12 protein-coding genes are annotated in these 20,700 nt (G+C 40.2%); 5 read left to right on the top strand and 7 right to left on the bottom strand.

Going from position 1 to position 20,700, the window contains the following annotated elements:
- The first annotated feature begins 9 nt into the window (after positions 1-9).
- A complete protein-coding gene (gene bsh / locus MR181_RS01010; RefSeq protein WP_242333827.1) occupies positions 10-966 on the top strand; it encodes a choloylglycine hydrolase in 957 nt (318 codons plus the stop codon).
- 103 nt (positions 967-1,069) lie between these two features.
- Positions 1,070-2,563 (top strand): glycosyltransferase, encoded by a 1,494-nt coding sequence (locus MR181_RS01015; protein ID WP_242333830.1) that lies wholly within the window; start codon positions 1,070-1,072, stop codon positions 2,561-2,563.
- Between the two features lie 95 nt (positions 2,564-2,658).
- Here the strand turns inward: MR181_RS01015 and MR181_RS01020 are convergent, their stop codons facing one another.
- The 4 genes from MR181_RS01020 to MR181_RS01035 all read right to left on the bottom strand — a co-directional run bounded on the left by MR181_RS01020 (position 2,659) and on the right by MR181_RS01035 (position 13,356).
- Positions 2,659-10,347, bottom strand: coding sequence for a YSIRK-type signal peptide-containing protein (locus tag MR181_RS01020; protein WP_242333833.1), 7,689 nt, complete (start codon positions 10,345-10,347; stop codon positions 2,659-2,661).
- 203 nt (positions 10,348-10,550) lie between these two features.
- A complete protein-coding gene (groL, locus tag MR181_RS01025) occupies positions 10,551-12,179 on the bottom strand; it encodes a chaperonin GroEL (RefSeq protein WP_242333837.1) in 1,629 nt (542 codons plus the stop codon).
- Between the two features lie 55 nt (positions 12,180-12,234).
- Positions 12,235-12,519 (bottom strand): co-chaperone GroES, encoded by a 285-nt coding sequence (groES, locus tag MR181_RS01030; protein ID WP_102168655.1) that lies wholly within the window; start codon positions 12,517-12,519, stop codon positions 12,235-12,237.
- 180 nt (positions 12,520-12,699) lie between these two features.
- Positions 12,700-13,356 carry a redox-sensing transcriptional repressor Rex gene (locus tag MR181_RS01035; protein WP_191911656.1) on the bottom strand — a complete coding sequence of 219 codons (657 nt, stop codon included), beginning with the start codon at positions 13,354-13,356 and terminating at the stop codon, positions 12,700-12,702.
- Positions 13,357-13,619: 263 nt separating this feature from the next.
- On the opposite strand from MR181_RS01035, the gene MR181_RS01040 reads away from it, so the two are divergent.
- The 3 genes from MR181_RS01040 (at position 13,620) to MR181_RS01050 (ending at position 18,271) form a co-directional block, all read left to right on the top strand.
- Positions 13,620-15,572 carry an ABC-F family ATP-binding cassette domain-containing protein gene (locus tag MR181_RS01040; RefSeq protein ID WP_242333840.1) on the top strand — a complete coding sequence of 651 codons (1,953 nt, stop codon included), beginning with the start codon at positions 13,620-13,622 and terminating at the stop codon, positions 15,570-15,572.
- A 223-nt stretch (positions 15,573-15,795) separates the two neighbouring features.
- A complete protein-coding gene (gene proB, locus MR181_RS01045; protein WP_369807494.1) occupies positions 15,796-16,596 on the top strand; it encodes a glutamate 5-kinase in 801 nt (266 codons plus the stop codon).
- Positions 16,597-17,029: 433 nt separating this feature from the next.
- Positions 17,030-18,271 (top strand): glutamate-5-semialdehyde dehydrogenase, encoded by a 1,242-nt coding sequence (locus MR181_RS01050; protein WP_242333846.1) that lies wholly within the window; start codon positions 17,030-17,032, stop codon positions 18,269-18,271.
- 111 nt (positions 18,272-18,382) lie between these two features.
- On the opposite strand, the gene tsaD is transcribed toward MR181_RS01050, so the two are convergent.
- The 3 genes from tsaD to tsaB are packed head-to-tail and all read right to left on the bottom strand — an operon-like array spanning position 18,383 to position 20,680.
- The gene (gene tsaD, locus MR181_RS01055; RefSeq protein WP_242333849.1) at positions 18,383-19,408 is read right to left on the bottom strand and encodes a tRNA (adenosine(37)-N6)-threonylcarbamoyltransferase complex transferase subunit TsaD; all 1,026 of its coding nucleotides are present in this window, start codon (positions 19,406-19,408) and stop codon (positions 18,383-18,385) included.
- 2 nt (positions 19,409-19,410) lie between these two features.
- On the bottom strand, positions 19,411-19,971 hold the full coding sequence (rimI, locus tag MR181_RS01060) for a ribosomal protein S18-alanine N-acetyltransferase (RefSeq protein ID WP_242333852.1): 561 nt from the start codon (positions 19,969-19,971) through the stop codon (positions 19,411-19,413).
- A complete protein-coding gene (tsaB, locus tag MR181_RS01065) occupies positions 19,955-20,680 on the bottom strand; it encodes a tRNA (adenosine(37)-N6)-threonylcarbamoyltransferase complex dimerization subunit type 1 TsaB (RefSeq protein WP_242333855.1) in 726 nt (241 codons plus the stop codon). Before tsaB ends, rimI begins: the two co-directional genes overlap by 17 nt.
- Between the last annotated feature and the right edge of the window lie 20 nt (positions 20,681-20,700).

The raw sequence follows: 20,700 nt of genomic DNA on the forward strand, positions 1-20,700 counted from the left end.
GTCTTTAATATGTGTACAGGTTTAAGATTTACTGATCCAGAAGGAAATTTATATTTTGGACGAAACTTAGATGTTGGAATTGATTACGGTAAAAAGTTAATCATCACTCCTCGTAACTATCCGCTTCCTTATAAGTTCTTAGATGATAGCAAAACCGTTAAGGCTACTATCGGGATGGGAATTGTCATGGATGATTACCCATTATACTTTGACTGTTGTAACGAAGATGGGCTGTGCATTGCTGGTCTGAATTTCCCTCACTATGCCCAATTTAGTGATGGTCCAGTTGAAGGTAAGACGAACCTCGCCCCTTACGAATTAATGATGTGGGTCACCCAAGAATTTTCATCAGTTGCCGAAGTCAAACAGGCACTTAAGAACGTTAACTTGGTTAATAAAGCTCTGATTGACTCTCTTCCGGTTGCTCCACTTCACTGGCTTATCAGTGATCAGCACGAAGCCATCGTTCTTGAACAATCACGACAATATGGTTTACGCGTATTTGAAAACCATTTAGGAGTCCTCACTAACAGTCCTGACTTTGCATGGCAAATGACTAATCTTTGTAATTACACTGGCTTAACTCCTCACGATGCTAAGCCACAGACCTGGACAAAGCAAAATATCATTCCGCTAGGCGTTGGGACTGGAAGCATCGGTCTCCCCGGTGACAGCGTTCCAGCATCACGGTTTGTTAAGGCTGCATATTTAAATGCTAACTATCCTACAGTTGAAGGTGAAACTGCAAACGTAGCAAAATTCTTCAACATTCTTAAAGCTGTTGCCATGGTCAAAGGAAGCGTCGTTAACGTTAAGGGAAAGTATGAGTATACCGTTTATACTGCTTGTTACTCTGCCAAGACTAAGACTTACTACTATAACCTTTACAACGACTTTAACCTTCATTCTTGCCAGCTCACTGATGATCAGATTAATAGTAATAAGCTGATTGTGATGGACGCCTAGCTGAATACTGGAAGTTAACTTTATTATTCGGGATAACTATTCTGAACTTAAAAGTTAACTTCCAGTTTTTTTGTTAAAATAGTCTAAAACGAAAGGCATCATTATGAATTATTTCATCACTAGCCGTGAAGACATCAAAACTTCAGCAATTGAACTGGCTCAAGTTAAACGACTACAGATTTTTGATTACCTTCATCAACCAGCTAAAATTATAACCATGTATTATAATTTTGCTCACCTTGATGCTGAGAACAAATTAGGCACTAGCGGACGGGTAATTAATCTTTTTCAATTTTATCAACGACTTCCTTATCATATGGATCCGAACTTCGATCAACCCCTTATTAAGCAAATTTTAAATGTTCCAGGCTATCAGGTAAAAGGCAACCAGGCTGAACGCAATGGGAAAGTCAGAATTAGAGTAAATCAAGATAATAACCGTCTTTACTATGTCGATTATTTAGATCAGTATGGGTTTACTGATCGACGTGACTACTATGATTGTGGCTGTAAAACTTATACCGAATTTTTTGAAGATCGCGCCCGGCTAGTTTGTCGGCAATATTATGATCAATCAGGAGCGGTCAAAATAACTTATCATTATCGTGGTGGTCAGGGAAACGTCCCCGTCCTTACTTTGATCCAATTGGTTGATCAGAATCGAGAACTACAATTTGATAACCAAGACGAATTCCGCGCATACTTTCTTGATCAGTTAGTTGCTAACGATCCTGATGCACTGCTAATTAACGATCGTTCTGACGTTACACTAACCGCTTTTCGGTTAATGAATACTTCTCCCCGACGCTACCAGTTTTTTCACTCTGCATTTACCGTGGACGGACAAAGCAACAGTAAGATCTCACCTGTTTACCAGCCCATTAGTGATATGCTAACTCAAGGACAACTAACCGGATTAATCTCATCAACGAAACGCGAAGCAATGGATGCCAGTCACCGTTTCAATACCAATATGAGTTTCAATATTCCAGTAACCTTCCTTAATCAAGGGCAACTTGAAAAAAGGATTCCAGATGCACAACGACAGGTCGGTCATTTCATTGCCGTTGCCCGCCTTACAAAGGTTAAACAACTTGATCAGCTAATTAATGTTATTATCCGTCTCCATAAAGATTTTCCCAAAGTACAATTAGATATCTACGGCTATTCCGATGGTTGGAACAATTATCAAACAGCGAACGATCTTAAAAAGATTGTTAATAATCAAGGTGCTGACCATTATATTCATTTCCGTGGTTATCAACATGATCTTACTCGCGTCTATGAAACCGCCCAAGCTGAAATTTTAACAAGTCAGTATGAAGGATTTGCCATGGCACTATTAGAAGCGCAGGGGCATGGTTGTCCAGTAATTAGTTACGATATTAATTACGGCCCTGCTGAGATCATTGATAATAACATTAGTGGTAAACTGCTTCCAGCTAATGATTGTGACGCCCTTTATCAAAGTTTGCGTCAACTACTAGTTAATCCTAAATTATTTCACCGGTACACGCAAAATGCTCAACATGCCGCTGCTAAATTTTCCCTCAATGAAGTGGCTAAAAAGTGGCAGGATTTTCTCAAAAAAGCGTAATCAAATAACCTTTCTCGTAAAAAAGGCCTCCAGAGCTAAACTCTGAAGGTCTTTTATAGTCTAAAAGAAATAATTATTAGTTTCTCACTATTAAATTAATCACGCCGTTTCCGACTAATTTTGCCAAGTCCAAACGCAGAGAGTAAGCCCATGATGCCTAATGCTAATGCGCCATGACTATTTTCATTACCAGTTTGTGGTAACTGAGTACTCTTTTGCTTCTTAGCCATTACCAGTGAGCTAGAAGCTTGTCCTTGACTAACTACTTTTGGTTGGTCACCTGTTGTTTGTGTAACTTGCGTCGGCTGAGTGACTTGCGTTGGCTGCGTGACCTGCGTCGGCTGAGTGACCTGCGTTGGCTGCGTCACCTGCGTCGGTTGGGTAACCTGCGTTGGTTGCGTCACCTGCGTCGGCTGAGTGACCTGCGTCGGCTGAGTGACCTGCGTTGGCTGCGTTGGCTGCGTCACTTGTGTCGGTTGCGTCACCTGCGTCGGCTGAGTGACTTGCGTTGGCTGCGTCACTTGCGTTGGCTGTGTTACCTGTGTTGGCTGCGTCACTTGCGTCGGCTGAGTGACTTGCGTTGGCTGACCACTTGGCTGTTGCATATAAACAACGTAACCGTCTGGAAGCTTATCTTGCCAGTCAGCACTACTTGGATCAACAGCAATAATACCAGTATCTTGATCTAAACTAGCTTTATGTTGCCATTGCTCTTTGCCTTTACCAATAGTATCAGGTGAATCTACCTTAGCAAACTCATATTTACCATTATCTTCGGTAATACCAGAATGATCGCCATCAACTGTCCACGTTTCCTTAGCCGGATTTTCAGTAGTTGGCTCAATCACAACATTATATGTCCAATCGCCAATCTTAAGAGTCTTTACATTAACCCGCTTACCATCATGATCAGTGTAGTAAGTACCAGTTAAAATTACCTTTTGTGTTGTTGGGTCTTGTAGAACTTGACCTTGAGTTACATCGTCACTATCCTTCTCAACACCAACATAATGGATCGTCCGTTCAGCTTGCTTAGTTTCGGTCTGCTTATTAGCAATTCTCATTAAGTAAACGTATTGGTCCTGTACATCCTTGGTCAATTTTTGTTTACCTAATTGATCACCAGCTGGATTTTCAACTAAAGCATAACCTTCATCAGCGTAGTTCTTCCATAAATTGGCAGTTCTATCGGGTGTTTCACCCACAATACCATTAATATCGGTAACTCCATGACCTAAGTCAGTACCATCAGTTGACTTAAAGTCAGTTATTTGACCTTTAGCTACTAAATCAGTCACATCACGGTAATAGATATTGTAACTACCCTCTGGCTTGTAAATTAAGTAGCCATCTTTAACCTTAAATTGACCGTCTTTACCAGTAATTGTTCCATTCTTCAAGGCAGCTTGCCAATCAGAATCTAGGGCTTGTTCATCGTTATCCTCTTGTGATGCTAAATGCCAAGCGTCCTTACCTTCACCGATTGTTTTCGGAGTATCAATTTTATCTAAGGAAATATTGCCATTATTAACAGTTACCTGATCGTCCTTTGCTGGAGCTACTGGAGTCCATTTAATAGCGACACTATCGCCTTCATCACCCTTAGCAGCTTCAACTTGGTGACCATCTTTATCTGTAATTGTTTCGTGATCAGCAACTTTCTTCCCAGTAACGGCATCTACCCAAACTTTTCCAGTAAACTTAGCTGTTTGGGTTGTCTTACCTTGTAAGTCCTTGCCGTCTTTGGAATTAGCCTTGTAATATACGTCACGAGTAACAGTAACTGTTAAAGTTGACGGATCAACAGCTGGTTTACCATCCTTATCTTTTGGTACATCAGTTGTCTTAGGAGTTACCTCAACCGCCTTATGTTTCAAGTAAACATAAACATCTTCAGTAGGTTTAGAAATTACCCCACTCGTGGCAGCATCAGGAACAGCTTCAGCTAAAACGTAATTATCTTTAGCATAATCCCAAAGCTCATTCTTGTATCTATCACCATAATTCTTTTTAGTAATATTTTGCTGAGTACCTGAAATTTCTGTACCATTATTAGGCGTGAAGTGTCCATCAGCTTCCTTGCCATTAACATCAATGTAGTGGATATTTACACTACCTTGCTTGTGAGTGACATAAATAGTAAATAGTTTAGGCTCAGTTTCACTAAAGTTACCGTTGATCTTATCAGTCGCCATTAACTTGCTATCATCTGCTTTGTTCAAAACAACATCATAGTTTGGAAATTCTGTAGCTAAATTCTTGATAATACTTTGATATTTTTGCTCTAAGGTTTCTGAACTCTTACCTGATGGATCAGACAAACTAGTAGCAATATCTTCATCTTGACCACCAATGCCTAATTTAGTGGTTGTTACTAGTGGCTCTTTCTCTACCGTACCATTTTCGTCTTCTACAAGGACTTGATAATTTGCCGGATATTGAGCTTGTTTCTTAAGAAATACATAGTAGTTTAGTGTTGCATATAAATATCCAGCATATCTCATCCCCGCATCATTTCCGTCGTATGATCTATTACCTTGATCACTGTCTAAAACATCAAATTGATGCTTACCACGAGTTTGCTTATCGCGTTGAACAACAACATATCCCTCTTTAGCTAATTTAGAGATAATGTCATTATCTTTATTTGTATTGTCAAAGGGTTGATCAACATTAGCTAAGTTAAAGATCGATGGCGGATTTCCTTGAGCATCTGTTTCTAATTCTTGCCCCATATAAACACTATAAACACCATACTTACTTGTTGCAGGATCAAGCTTGTAACTAATATTTGCATCTTCTGGATTAAGGTGGTCTACTCCAGTTACATCCACATAGTGAATTTGTACCTTCGCACCACTACCATCCTCTGGCAATAGAATAGGAGCGTAGTGTAAGTTCAAGATTTGAGGACTAGGATCCTGCATCTTTTTAGCATCATATTCAGTATTATCAAAAACCCAAGTTTGATCAGCTGGAATACTGATATACTGACGTCCCGATTCATCAGTCGATACTTTCCAATTTTCATCACCAGTAATTTTTACTTTGTATGGTGTCGTTTCTGCTGTATACCCATCTGGAGTTAAATAAAGTTTATTATCCCCACCATATTGTGAAGGGCCACTAACTAAATAATTAAGAATCGGTAGTAAAACACTATCACTAGAATAGTAAAAACCTGATAATCCTTGACTCGGATCATAATTTTTCGTCAATTCTACAGTAAATGTAAGTTCATGCTTCTTCCCTTGAGAATCGGTGTACGCATAACTTGCTTTATCAATACGATAACCTGTACGTTGGTACACCAGCAATTGACTTAGATAAGAGTTAGAATCATCTTGTGGTATAGACGGCGTGTGTTTAATTGGGTTACCGTTTTCATCATAGTCATATTGACCAACTGAATAGTTAACTGGACTTCCATTATTATACAAAGCATTATATGTGCCTGAACCATTCGTTTTAGTCGGTAAAACAGCATTCCCTGTCTCACCTTGTATCTTAAAGTAATCGGTGCCTGATTTATCAGCATCCTCTGTCGTTTCAGGCAAAGCAAACTTCTTTGTTACGGGATCTCTTCTATATGGGTCGTTATCACTCAAGATATAGAATTCTTGTTTTCTTTCTTGAATTGGCGTATAAACTACAAAGAAATTCTGAGAATACTCTGCTGGAATATTTCCATCAGTAACTGAATCATATTTTCCGTTAGCCCTTAAGGCATCGGCTAAAGTATCATAAGCTGAAAGAGTCCCATCATTTACATGACTCAATAAAGAGGATTGTGACAATGAATGAACAGCTTCACCTTCTGTACTTTCATAGTCTTGAGAAAGGGCCATTAAATTTTGCTGATTTGAATAGTAAATCTTGTAGTTATAACCATCACGCTTCAAATCAGCATCAGTTAGCCTGAACTTAATATCCGTATCACTATTCTTACCAGATGATGAATCTAATATCTGATTTGGTTTACCTAATCCTTGACCTATCAAAACCAAATTAGCATGGTTAAGTCCATACTTAATGACGATAGTTTGAACAAATTCAAAGGTGTTCTCGGCAACTTTACCATCAACTACTTTTTTAACATCATTATTGCCAACAATATTATATAGTTCACCAGGAGTATTTAACTTAATGCCATCAGTATTCAAAGAAGTTCGAACAGCATTGAGCAATAATGAACCGTAAACTAGAGATGTTTTCCAATTAATTTGATCTAATTGATTGGTAGTAGTATTAGTAGCAGCTTGAAACATTAAACCGTTAACTACATTTGGAAATTCATATTCGCTTAGGGTTAACTTATCTCCAATATTTGAGAAATCATTAATAGTTAATACTTTCCCTGTTAATGGATTATATGATCCTGTAATTTCAACTGGATCTAATTCCTTATTATCGTCTGGCTTAAGTGGCACACCTGGCTTATCGATATCCTCAAATTTAACAATTCTTTTAACTATTATTTTCTTAGTAAAAGTCTCTGCCTTAACCAAATTATAAACAACCGTATCACCATCAAAATCATACATTACCGTTTTGCCAAATTCGGCCGGATTATTTACACGATTGTCTGGATACTTAGTATTTGAATTTTCAATGTTAGCACCAGATTCAACATCTAATACATATCCATCTGGAATTGCATCGATCACTGCTTTAGGGATTAAAGCATAATTCTTATTCTTAACGGCATCATCAAAGTCACTATTCTTAGTTGCTTTAATAAAATCAGTCTTTTGCATTGTATCTTTACCATCTTGGTAAGTATGACTTAATTCAGGAATAGCGATATCTGCCTGACTATTATCATTAAAGTGTAGCTTAAAGTTCACAATTGATTGACCTGTAATTGTAACTGAAGCAGAATCCTTACTTCCAGCAGCTATTACAATTGGCTTTAGCAAATCTGTCCATACAACGGAAGAAGCATATACCGTCTTATTGTTATCATGAACAAAATTAGGGTCATAGCCATCAAGATTAAGGCCATAAACTGTATCCCCTGGAATTTCATCGATCGTGGCCATAACGGTCTTAACATTTGACCAGTCGTTTATTTGATCAGCACTAACAAAGTGGGTCATCAGGTCAGAGTCATCTGAATTAAGCTGAGTTAAGTCTAGATTTTCTGTCGAATAATAAATTCGTACTCCCTGAGATACGGTTTGGTTAGTAGTAATATTTTTTACTTTAGCTGAATTCCCGTCTTTCAACTTAAAATCAAATTCAGACTTCTTATCATCCGTTCCAGGAACATGAGCAATAATCACTGCATCATGTTCTGCCTTGGATTCAGAATTAACTAAAACATTAGAGATTACCATTTCTGATGAACCCTTATCATCAGATTGGCCTTGCATAGTTAAATCTTTATTTTGGTTACCTTGGGCTTGAGTTTTTGGATAAACACCTGTTGCGGCAATAACACTCCAATCACCCCAAGCAAGCTGGTAGGCATTAGTAGAGTTTTCTACAAAAGGCAACTTATCAGGATTTGTTAGTGCAGGATAGCTATAATTTCTTTCACCATCAGGCAATACTACATAGACCTGATAATTACTACTCAAGTTATTATGAGTAATTAAATTAGAATTATCTAGGTTGATTCTCCATTGTGTACTTGGATCCTTCCGACTAAAATCACCCACAATCTTAACAACATTCCGCCCATTAATTCTCAGTTCAGATACCTTTGCATTCTTAGGTAAGTCTGCACTATTAAAGACTGCATTAGTTGGCAGTACCACATAATAGGTCAATTTTTCTGGATCATTTAGGAAATCACTCGCATAGGAATATATAGATCCAGCATTCTTGGTTCCAGGTTGCTTATTGGTCTGGGATTCCGATGCACTAATTTGATTGTTGTGAATTTCAGGCTTTACCGGAATTTTTTCAACAATTTTCTGATTTTGGGTAAAAGTGGCTGGCTCACCTGGTGATGCAATTCCACTGGCAGTTAAATGGAGTTCAGTGTGTAAGTTATTACCTGCTTTTACTTCAGAGCCATCTTGGTAGTTCTTAGCCAAAACCCCGTTCAAGCCAAAATTATTTACTGAATCAAAGGCAATTAGTTTATCAAATACTAATTGAACGTTTTTGATCTTCTTTCCAGCCGTTGCACTAAGTAACGTTGATGAACTACCTGCATTAAATGTCCCCGTCTGCTTACTACCATCATCTAAAGTAAAGGTATAAGAGAAACTGTGTTTTGTATCATTCACCGATAAGCCACTAATGTCCATCCCATCAGGAACATCGATCGTTGCTTGAACATCAGTTAAATCATAAGGACTATTATTAGTAATATTGATGTATTTATTTAGATCGTGGTTAGTCTTATTTTCAATTGCCGTTACTGGCTTTTGGGTATCAAGATCACCATTTTGATCATATTCATAAGCATCCGGTCCGATGTTGCCTGAAAAAATATCGCCCGCTGGAACCTTATCTAGTCCATGGTCTTGTCCCAAAATTATCACTGACACAGGATTAACCGTATCGCTTACACTATCATTGTTTCCTGTTTCTTGGGTTACTTTAGGATTAACATTACTTGCTAGCGGAGTATCTCCCTTGGGGACATCCATCTTAAACTGACCAATGATTTCAAAATCTAAAGAAGATGAATATCTAATCTTTAGATTTTTTAGCTGTTCGTTAGACAATTGTGGCAAATTAATCTTTACGACATTACCATCCTGAGTTACAGAAACATTATATGATTTTCTCAAGTTAGTAATCGCATTATTAGTAGCATCTGTATTTAACACAAAATGATCGGGCATCGGAATTTCTAACGTTGTCCCGTGATTAAATTGCGGATAAAAAGTACTAATAATTGGTTTCCAAACATAATCCGTATTAGCCAGAATTGCCTTATTCGTTACTTCTTTACCTGCCGTTGTATATATGGCTTCATTACTAGAATATACACCGTCTTTATGTTTCCAAGCTAAGCTTACATAAGTAGAGACTTTTTGATTAAATTCGACTGTCTTAAGTAATTGGTCATTCTTATACAAATAAGCCTTACGTTTAAATGTACCAGTTGAATGAAGCTTACTTGTATCAAAAGAACTATTTGTAGACAAAATAATTGGCTGCGTATTGGCATTATCCTTAGTAAAAGTATCAGTTAGTACCCACTGTTTATTGGCTTTATCGTAAGCTAAACTTCCGTTCCCGTAATCACCTTGGAATTGACCAAAATCAACTGTATCAATTCCATTGCCATCTGAGTCGGTTGCGTCAAAGCCATCACTGGTTTCGGGGATGACGACTTTGTAAATATCCCCCGCCCTAGCCTCATTGGTATTGAAGTTAAAGGTAATGTCATTACCTGAATTAATATCAGTCTTATCAGCTGTAAATTCAGTATGTTTTACTTGGCTATTACCATCTTGAGTTTTCTGTTCCTTAACAGCATCCTGCGTAAGTGGTTGTTGTGTCTGAGTTGAATTAAGAGTCGTCGTTTCCGCAGTTGACTTTGATTTCTCCGAATTCTGAGCATTATCGCCTTGCTTATTTGATAAGCTAACCGTCTTTTCAGACTGAATAGCTACCGCTGAAGAGGATGCACTTTCCGAAGAATCCGTTTCAGGCTTAACCGGTGAATTGCTATCAGCGTGGGCTACCGTACTTCCTCCAATAACAATAGTCGTTCCTAGTAAAACTGAAGCAACGCCAACTGTAAGTTTTCTTAATCCGAAACGTTGACGTTGCTTTTCCATTTTACGTAAATATTCTTGAGTATTTCTACTAGACAATGTCCATTTCCTCCCCATTAGCTAACTATCTAATAATTAAAACTATAACTTCAATCGATTTAATTAATTATACGATCAATTTAACCTATTGAAAACTAATTCCAACAACTCAAACGATAAGCAAAAAGACTGCCAGCCCCTCGCTTTTTAACGAAGGACCGACAGTCTTTTAATTAATTAAATTTAATCTGTGATTAGCGGAATTACATCATTCCACCCATTCCAGCACCTGGTTGAGGAGCTGGAGTTTGGTTATCATTTGGGTCTGGCTTGTCAGCAACAACTGCTTCAGTAGTCAACAATAATGCGGATACTGATGCAGCGTTTTGAAGTGCAGAACGTGTAACCTTAGTTGGGTCAACAATTCCGGCTTCAACCATATCTTCAAACTTGCCATCAGCAGCGTTGTAACCGATTCCTGGCTTTTCGCTCTTCAATTGGTTAACAATTACTGAGCCTTCAACACCGGCGTTTTCAGCAATTTGACGAACTGGTGCTTCCAAAGCATCCTTAACGATGTTAACACCAGTAGCTTCATCGCCAGTAGCCTTAATGTCATCTAATGCTGGAAGAACGTTTACTAAGGCAGTACCACCACCAGGAACGAAACCTTCTTGAACAGCAGCCCGGGTAGCATTCAAGGCATCTTCAATCCGGTACTTCTTTTCCTTCAATTCGGTTTCAGTTGCAGCACCAACCTTAACAACAGCAACACCGCCAGAAAGCTTTGCAAGACGTTCTTGAAGCTTTTCCTTGTCAAAGTCAGAAGTTGACTTACTAATTGCTTGCTTAATTTGGTCAACCCGTTCAGTGATTGCTTCCTTGGAGCCCTTACCATCAACAATAGTAGTACTGTCCTTAGTAACGGTTACCTTGTTAGCTTGACCAAGTTGATCAACGGTAGCATCCTTCAAGCTCATTCCTAAGTCATCAGAAATAACAGTACCACCAGTCAAAACAGCGATATCTTGCAATTGAGCCTTCCGCCGGTCACCAAATCCTGGAGCCTTAACAGCAACAACGTTAAAGGTTCCCCGAATCTTGTTCAAAACAAGGGTTGGCAGTGCTTCACCAGTAATGTCATCAGCGATAATTAAGAGTGAACGACCTTCTTGAACAACTGATTGGAGAAGTGGCAAAATGTCTTGAATATTGCTAATCTTCTTGTCAGTAATCAAAATGTATGGGTTATCCAAATCAGCTTCCATCTTATCATTGTCGGTAACCATGTATTGTGACATGTAACCGCGATCGAAGCTCATCCCTTCAACAACGTCAACGCTGGTTTCAACACCACGAGAATCTTCAATAGTGATAACACCATCGTTACCAACCTTTTCCATTGCATCGGCAATCAACTTACCAACTTCTGGGTTAGCAGCTGAAATTGAAGCGATTTGTGCAATGTCGTCCTTGGTCTTAACGTCATGGGACATCTTCTTTAATGCTTCAACAGCAGCTTCAGTAGCCTTGTCAATTCCCCGACGAATACCAACTGGGTTAGCACCAGAAGTAACGTTCTTCATTCCGGCATTAACAATTGCTTGGGTCAAAACAGTAGCAGTGGTAGTACCGTCACCAGCAATGTCATTGGTCTTGGAAGCTACTTCAGAAACAAGCTTAGCACCCATGTTTTCAAAATGATTTTCTAATTCGATGCTCTTAGCGATTGTAACACCATCATTAGTAATGGTTGGTGTGCCATAGCTTTGTTCAAGGACAACGTTCCGTCCCTTTGGTCCCATAGTGGTCTTAACTGTGTCAGCTAATTTATCAACACCGCGAAGCATTGAGCTCCGTGCATCTTCAGAAAACTTAATTTCTTTTGCCATTTTTTTATTCACCTCATATTAATATTAATGCTGTCATCAACTAAACCCTAGCTACTTATTCAACAATAGCAACAAGGTCCTTTTCATGAACAACGAGGTACTTTTCGCCGTCGTATTCAACTTCATTTCCGGCATACTTATCAAAGAGGACGCGATCGCCTTCCTTAACAACTGGTGCTAACTTTTCTCCATTATCTAAAGTCCGTCCAGCACCAACAGCAATTACCTTTCCTGTAGTAGGCTTTTCCTTAACGTTAGAAGCAAGAACAATGCCACCAACAGTCTTTTCTTCTTCTGTTTCTGCTTTAAGAAGAACGCGATCTCCTAATGGTTTTAACACGTTAATCCCTCCATTTTGATAAATTCCATACTCAAATTAGCACTCTCATGTACCAAGTGCTAATTACATTTTCTACTATACCATTTTTAGAGTTGATTGCAACCAATATGCTCTTCAGACGATGCTAACTAAAAAGTCGTCGGTAATTACATCTAGCGTAACTACCGACGATTCTATAATTTAGATTGTTTTCTCATCATGATTATTTTCAGCATAATTCTTGATGAAGTAGATTAACGTTTGGAGTTCATTAGTTAAGTCAATATTTTGCACTTGAACATTCTTTGGAACCGAGAGACGAACTGGCGTAAAGTTCAAAATCCCTTTTACCCCAACGCTAACTAATTGATCCGCAACCTTTTGAGAAGTTGAGCTTGGAACAGTTAAAATCACGGCATCGATCTGCTGTTCCTTAATTTGCTTTTGCATCTCACTTGCTGGGTAAATTGGGATCCCGCTCTTTACAGTATTTGCTAATTCCGGCTTAGTATCGAACGCTGCACTAATCCGCAAGTTAGTATCTTGATGGAAATTATAGTTAAGGAGCGCACTTCCTAATGAGCCGACACCAACAAGGGCCACGTTAGTAAGGGTATCCTGATTTAGGATTCCCTTGAAGAAGTTCAACAGGCTCTCAACATCATAACCATAGCCCCGCTTTCCCAATTCACCAAAATAAGAAAAGTCACGACGGATGGTTGCGGAATCAACCTGAACCGCTTCTGAAAGCTCCGTCGATGAAACTCGTCGCTTATTTGCACTCAATAGTACACTAAGGTAACGGTAATAAATTGGTAAACGTTTTGCCGTTGCCTTAGGAATTTTCTTGGTAACCATTCTTTATTATTCCTCCTACGATTTTTATGTTATTCAACATTAGTGAGCTTAAAATCTTTACTCAATTTTGCTAGTTTGTGAAATCCAATTCTCTTATTATTCTAGCAACAAACTCTCCTATTGTGAACACTCAAACAAAATTATTTTTAAAAAATTTTTCATTTGCTTAATCGTTAACGTAATTTGTAGGTTAAACTTTGTGAAATCAAGGTCAACCAGCGTATAATGGAAAAGTACATCTTTTGAAGAACGAGGTAAACAAAATGATTCTTTTGCAAGCCAATAATGTAATGCGTCGCTTTGGCGCGGATGTCCTCTTTCATGACATCAATCTCCAAATTCAAGAACATGGACGAACTGCCCTTGTCGGTCGTAATGGTGCCGGAAAAACGACCCTATTAAAAATGATTGCCGGAATCACTAGTCCTGATGAAGGGACAATTTCTAAGAGCAAGAACCTGACTATCGGTTACCTAGCCCAGGATCAAGGATTGGACAGCCAAAATAGTATCTGGGCTGAGCTTGACCTAGTGTTTGCTCCCCTCCATAAAATGGAAAAGCAAATTCACCAGTTGGAAGACCAATTAGCTTCACTCGATCCAACAACGAAAGAATTTCAACTAACTACGGAAAAATATTCCCAACTCCAATCCGCTTTCAAGAAACAGGGTGGTTTTGAGTACGAGTCGCGAATGCGGGGAATCTTAAAAGGATTTGGATTTGAAGAGGCTGATTACCAAACCGCGATTAATTCCTTATCTGGGGGACAAAAGACAAAGCTGGCTCTTGCTAAGATCCTTCTGCAGTCTCCTGACCTTTTGATCCTAGATGAACCAACAAACCACTTAGATATGAACGTCCTTGCATGGTTAGAAGATTATCTAAAAAGCTACCAAGGCGCACTCCTTGTTGTTTCTCACGACCGGTACTTCCTTGACCGAGTTGTTTCCGATATTTATGATCTCGATAACCATACATTGCGGCATTATACCGGTAATTACACCCAATTTATGCAACACAAGCAGGAATGGCTTACCGCTGAATGGAAGCACTATGAACAGCAACAAAAGAAGATTGCGAAGCTTGAAGACTTTGTCAATCGCAACATTGTTCGGGCATCAACCACAAAACGTGCTCAAGCGCGCCGGAAACAATTAGAAAAAATGGAACGGCTGGATCGTCCCGAGACTGACGATCGGTCAATCCACTTTCATTTTCACAGTGATAAGGATAGCGGTAATGAAGTCCTGGACGTTGATCACGCAGTTGTTGGTTATAATGATCAAAAGCTTGCCGGGCCACTGTCGTTTTCCGTTCGCAAGCCCCAACGAGTTGGAATCATTGGACCTAACGGAATTGGTAAATCAACCCTGTTAAAGTCAATTTTGGATCGGATTCCACTGGTTAGCGGTTCAATTAAACTAGGCGCTAACTTACAAATTGGTTACTACGATCAGGAACAGCAGCAACTTCATCCCGAAAAATCAGTTTTAAATGAAGTTTGGGACGATCATCCAAACATTCCCGAAAAGGATATTCGCTCTCTCCTTGGTAGTTTTCTCTTTGTTGGTGATGATGTTTATAAACTGGTTCATGACCTTTCCGGTGGAGAAAAGGCCCGGCTAGAATTAACTAAACTTTCTTTTAAACCAATTAACTTCTTAATTCTTGATGAACCAACAAACCACTTAGATATTGATAGTCGTGAAGTCCTTGAAAATGCAATCAACGAATTTTCTGGAACGGTCCTGTTTATTTCCCACGACCGGTACTTTATTAACCAGGTTGCTACGGATGTTCTTGACATGAGTGCTACCGGAATTAAGCATTATGAAGGTGACTATGATGACTACCTTGAAGCCGTTAATAAGGAATTAGCTTCATCTACGAACCAGGATAGCCAACAAGTTAACTCTGCAGCTAAACCAAAGAAATCCAGTGCTCAACAATCTTACCAACAAAGTAAGGAAACCCAGCGTGCTCGGCGAAAGCTTCAGCGCCAAGTTGACAAGTTAGAAAACCAAATGGCTTCCCTTGAGGAACAGTCACAAGCAATTCAAGAACAGATGAGTCAACCAGAAATTGCTACTGACATTGGACAACTTGCGGATTTACAAAAACAACTGAATAAGTTAAATGAGCAATCTGAAGAAGTCGAGTTAGAGTGGACTAATGCAGCTGAAGAATTAGAGAAGTTCGATCAAGAAAATAGTTGACTTTTAGCCAAGAAGAAAGTAAACTGCAATCAAATGATCTAAGTAGGAAGTTCCAGAGAATGGTGGTCACCGGCTGAGAGCCACTTACATAATTCCGAATCCTAATCATTTCTAATCCAACACGTAAATAATATTTTTGAAAAAGAGTAAAGCATGTCTTTGAACGAGGATGGTAACGCCGTAACTGGTGCCTCGACATAGGCATGCTTTTTGTTTAGAAGGGATGGTTAATATGGGAAAGCAACATCAACGCATTGTCGTTAAGGTCGGGACAAGTAGTTTAATCTACCCCAATGGTCAGGTTAATTTACGGACAATTGACCGTCTTGCGTATACCCTCGCAACTTTAAATCATCAGGGTTACGAAATGGTTTTAGTTTCTTCCGGTGCGATTGGTGTTGGCCTTGCCAGTCTCGGCTTGACAAAACGCCCAGCTGAAATCGCCCAGCAACAGGCCCTGGCCGCAATTGGTCAAACCGAGTTAATGCGGATCTATTCCCAACGCTTCTTGGACTACCAGACTAAGGTCGGACAAATACTATTAACCCGCGATGTTCTTGATTATCCGGTTAGCCGACAACATATTCTAAATACAATTGAGACCCTTCTCGGTGATGCAGTCGTACCAATTATCAATGAAAACGATCCAGTTTCAGTTGATGAGCTGGATCACCACACCACTTTCAGTGATAACGACGAACTCTCTGCTCAGGTTGCTACTAAAATTAAGGCCGATCTGCTAATCGTTCTTTCTGATATTGACGCTTTCTACGATCGTGATCCGCATAAATTTACCGATGCACACCCCATTCGTCACGTTAGCGAAATGACCCCGGAATTAGAACAAGCCGCAAGTGGTAGCAGTACCCAATTTGGAACTGGCGGGATGGTTACTAAACTCCGTGCCGCTGCTACTATTATGCAAGCTAACCAACACATGGTTCTTTGCAACGGCCGCGATCCCAAAATTATCTTCCAAATCCTCGACGGTAGCAAAGAAATAGGAACGAGGTTCGGAAAATAGAGTGCCTTCGTCTCAAAGAGTTTCCGGAAGGCTAGCAATTTCTCCTGACGAAGGCGGCTTGCGCCTAGGAAGGAGGTTGCTAGCTCTAGGAAACTCAGGCGAAGCACGTTTCGGCTATGCAGCCTAGAACGTTAGCTCAAGGAAGCTTAGGCTGAACGCATTTCGACTAAGCCGCAGTAGAACGTTAGCTCTAGCAAGTTCCTGGCGAACACATTTCGGCTAGAGTGTGAGCCGCGACGAATTAGCCACCGAGTACTAAGAAATCCCGGACGATGATTGTTTGACAATCAAGGACGGGATAGTTAGACGGAGGTGGCGGTCGCGGCAAACACGTTTCAACTCAGTCGCCTAGAACGTCATCTTGAGGAAGCCCAGACTGAGCAGAGCTTAACCATATAACAGTAGAAAAAACTCAACCAAGGAGGATCATATCATGACATCACTTAATCAAATTGGTCAACAAGCCAAAACTGCCGCACATAAATTAGCACTTCTCGATACTACTACTAAGAATCATGGACTCCAATCAATGGCTAATGCTTTAATTGCCAACCAAGCTACTATTCTTGAAGCTAATAAACAGGATCTAGCAAATGCTAGTGAAATGCCAAAGAAGTTCGTTGATCGTTTAATGCTTAACGAGCAACGGATCACTGATATGGCAAATGGTCTTCGTTCTATCGCCCAGCTTCCTGATCCGACTGCACAAATTGATCGGGGATGGATCAGTGATGATGGTCTTCAAATCATTCAACGACGAGTTCCGCTTGGTGTCATCGGAATTATTTTTGAAGCTCGACCAAACGTTACTGCCGATGCAACTGGCTTAACCTTTAAGAGCGGTAATGCCGTCATTCTTCGTGGCGGTAAAGAAGCCTTACAAACTAATCTGGCAATTGCTAAGACTCTCCGGGAAGCATTGGTTCAAGATAACCTTCCCGCTGATGCCGTTCAAATGGTTGCCGATCCGAGTCATGAAAGCGCCCAGGAAATGATGAATTTAACAAACTACATTGACGTTCTGATTCCGCGAGGTGGTCGTGGGTTGATCCAACGAGTAGTAAAGACCGCCACTGTTCCAGTAATTGAAACTGGAGCCGGTAACTGTCATATTTACATTGATAAGGATGCTGATCTCAAGATGGCTACCGCGATTACCGTCAACGCAAAAGTACAGCGTCCTTCCGTCTGCAACGCTGCCGAAAAACTACTAATTCACAAAGACGTCGCTAAGCAATACTTACCAACTGTTGCCCGTGCTTTAATCGATCATGGTGTTCAATTACGCGGTGACCAAACTGCCTGTGAAATTGTTCCAGAAATTGCACCAGCAACCACCGAAGACTGGGACACCGAATACAACGATCTCATCATGGCAGTCAAAGTAGTTGATGACCTTGATAAAGCTATTAATCACATCAACAATCACAGTACTCACCACTCCGAAACCATTATTACTAATAGTCTTGAACGGGGTCGCCAATTCCAAGAACAAATCGACTCCGCGTGCGTTTACGTTAACGCTTCTACCCGTTTTACCGATGGCGGAATGTTTGGCTTCGGGGCTGAAATTGGTATTAGTACCCAAAAGCTTCATGCTCGCGGACCAATGGGATTACACCAATTAACTACCATTAAATATGAGATTACTGGTAATGGTCAGGTAAGAAAATAGTTAAGAAGACGACAGTGCTTTCATCTTTCCATCTTTCACAAGTACAAATAGGGACTCCAGCATTCGGATTTACCGGATACTGAAGTCCCTATATTTATTACATATCTATCCTTACTTCATTCGCCCATACATTAATCCCGGCTCTGCATTCAAATCCATTCCAGCACGATCACCGTGTTGATAGCACATATATCCAGCCGCACCGATCATTGCTGCATTATCACCACATAATTTCAGTGGTGCCTGAAGCATCGTTACGTCTGGATGATACTTATGCATATCATGGTCTAATCGAGAGCGAAGGCCATGGTTAGCAGCAACCCCGCCAGCTAAGATCAGTTGTTTTACCGGATAGCGATCAAGTGCCCGCATCGTTTTTTCTGCCAACACATCAACAACGCTTTGTTGAAAGCTAGCTGCTAAGTCATACTTATTTAGTTTTTCGCCCCGTTGATCAGCATTATGAACCGTATTAATAAAGGCACTCTTTAAGCCACTAAAACTAAAGTCATAGTTTGCTTCTTTTTCCATTGCTCGTGGGAAGTGGAAATTATCCTCCCCCTTAGCTGCCCATTCATCAATCGTTTTTCCAGCAGGATAATTAACCCCAAGGACTCGGCCAATTTTATCATAAGCCTCACCTGCAGCATCATCACGAGTTTCACCAATGATTTCAAATTCATGTTCAGCTTTCATGTAGACTAATTCTGTATGACCGCCCGAAACAAGCAATGCCATTTGTGGGTATTTAAACTCGCCAACATAGCGGGCAGCATATAAGTGACCAGTCATATGGTTTACTGGCACTAATGGTAATTTGTGTGCCCATGCAATTGCTTTGGCTGCAGTAACTCCAATTAATAATGAACCGACAAGTCCCGGACCATAAGTAACCGCGACAGCTGCTATATCGTTATATGAAACGTTAGCTTCTGCTAGTGCCTGATCAGTGCACCGGGTAATCCATTCAATGTGGTGCCGACTAGCCACCTCTGGAACAACCCCACCAAATCGTTGGTGGCTATCAATCTGAGTTGCAACAATATTTGACAAGATCTTGGTGCCATTTTCGACAACCGCGACACTTGTTTCATCACAGCTCGTTTCAAATGCCAAAATTAACGTTCTCTCTGCCATAACTAAGTATTTTCCCCTCTACTTTGCAATTTTACTTCCATCTCAACCGCGTCTTCGCGATTATCAATATAATAGTGCGCTTTTATACTGGTTTGATGAAATCCAAGTTGTTCATACAATTTTCGTGCTCTTAGGTTATGAATCCGGACTTCTAGTGTCATTCGCGGATAACCATGGTTGCCAGCATAGGTCTTTAAAATTTGGATCAAATTAGCACCAATCCCCTGATCCTGATAAGCCGGACTTACACCAATATTAGTAATGTGGCTTTCATGTTTATACCAGTTAAATGAACAACCAGCATAGCCAACCACTTGTCCGTCATAGACTGTTACAAGATACAATCGATCGTGATCCCGTTCTAGTTCAATTTGAAAAGCATTGGCGTTCCAGGGAGCCGTCCCGTAAATCAATTCTTCAATCCTAATAATTGAAGGGATATCAGTGAATCTTGCACGACGAATGGTAAACTGACGTCCGTTGATTAGCTTCGGTTGTTGATCAAATGTTAATTGATCTGCTTCCTGATGATGTTTAAGCCAGTTTTTAAACTTCGCGAACATAATTTTGCCTAGTCTCACCCGGATGAAGTTTTTGCCAGTTAGCCTCAGCCTCTGTAATCCGTAGATAATGCGGAATCAGTGAATCAATATCCGTAACTGGCTGAGCATTTTCTCCAGCAAGTGCTAACTGGTAAGTTGAAGGAATGGCAAATGGTCGTGGAGCTAACTGGATGTTGGCTGGCATTTCTCCCATTGTCTTCTCAATTCGTTCAGTTAAGTGTCCAACTAACAAGATTGGCTGTTGTAATTGATCAAGTTGCTGGAGGAGGTCCTTCATTGCCAGATGTTGATCTGGAATCCGATTAACCAATTTTCCATCTTGCCACTGGTATGCACCTGCAAAAACATTACCGCGCCGGGCATCAAAAAATGGCACAATTACTTCTTTAGTTGTTGGCACAACATTCCGTGCTAGTACTTCAAGGCTCGAAATACCAACTAGTTCCTTCTTCAAAGTATCAGCGAGGACCTTGGCGGTTGAAACTGCAATTCGAATACCGGTATATGATCCCGGTCCCTGAGCAACAACGATCCTGTCAACGTCTTCTGGTTGCCACTTAACAAGGTTAAATAGCTTATCAATTGTTGGCATCAAATAAATACTATGGTTACGCACCATGTTCAATGTTTCAGTTGCCAAAAGCTGATCATCCTCAACTACCGCAACACTCATTGGATGGTTTGACGTATCAATGGCAAGTACTTTCATTTCTTCGATCATCCTTTCAA

Source organism: Limosilactobacillus urinaemulieris, assembly GCF_932750685.1.
In the GTDB taxonomy this organism is placed as follows: domain Bacteria; phylum Bacillota; class Bacilli; order Lactobacillales; family Lactobacillaceae; genus Limosilactobacillus; species Limosilactobacillus urinaemulieris.

Excerpts from the sequence above, each read along its gene's own strand:
- bsh (WP_242333827.1), top strand. The coding sequence starts at position 10 with ATGTGTACAGGTTTAAGATTTACTGATCCAGAAGGAAATTTATATTTT.
- MR181_RS01015 (WP_242333830.1), top strand. The coding sequence starts at position 1,070 with ATGAATTATTTCATCACTAGCCGTGAAGACATCAAAACTTCAGCAATT.
- groL (WP_242333837.1), bottom strand. The coding sequence starts at position 12,179 with ATGGCAAAAGAAATTAAGTTTTCTGAAGATGCACGGAGCTCAATGCTT.
- MR181_RS01035 (WP_191911656.1), bottom strand. The coding sequence starts at position 13,356 with ATGGTTACCAAGAAAATTCCTAAGGCAACGGCAAAACGTTTACCAATT.
- MR181_RS01040 (WP_242333840.1), top strand. The coding sequence starts at position 13,620 with ATGATTCTTTTGCAAGCCAATAATGTAATGCGTCGCTTTGGCGCGGAT.
- proB (WP_369807494.1), top strand. The coding sequence starts at position 15,796 with ATGGTTAATATGGGAAAGCAACATCAACGCATTGTCGTTAAGGTCGGG.
- MR181_RS01050 (WP_242333846.1), top strand. The coding sequence starts at position 17,030 with ATGACATCACTTAATCAAATTGGTCAACAAGCCAAAACTGCCGCACAT.
- tsaD (WP_242333849.1), bottom strand. The coding sequence starts at position 19,408 with ATGGCAGAGAGAACGTTAATTTTGGCATTTGAAACGAGCTGTGATGAA.
- rimI (WP_242333852.1), bottom strand. The coding sequence starts at position 19,971 with ATGTTCGCGAAGTTTAAAAACTGGCTTAAACATCATCAGGAAGCAGAT.
- tsaB (WP_242333855.1), bottom strand. The coding sequence starts at position 20,680 with ATGAAAGTACTTGCCATTGATACGTCAAACCATCCAATGAGTGTTGCG.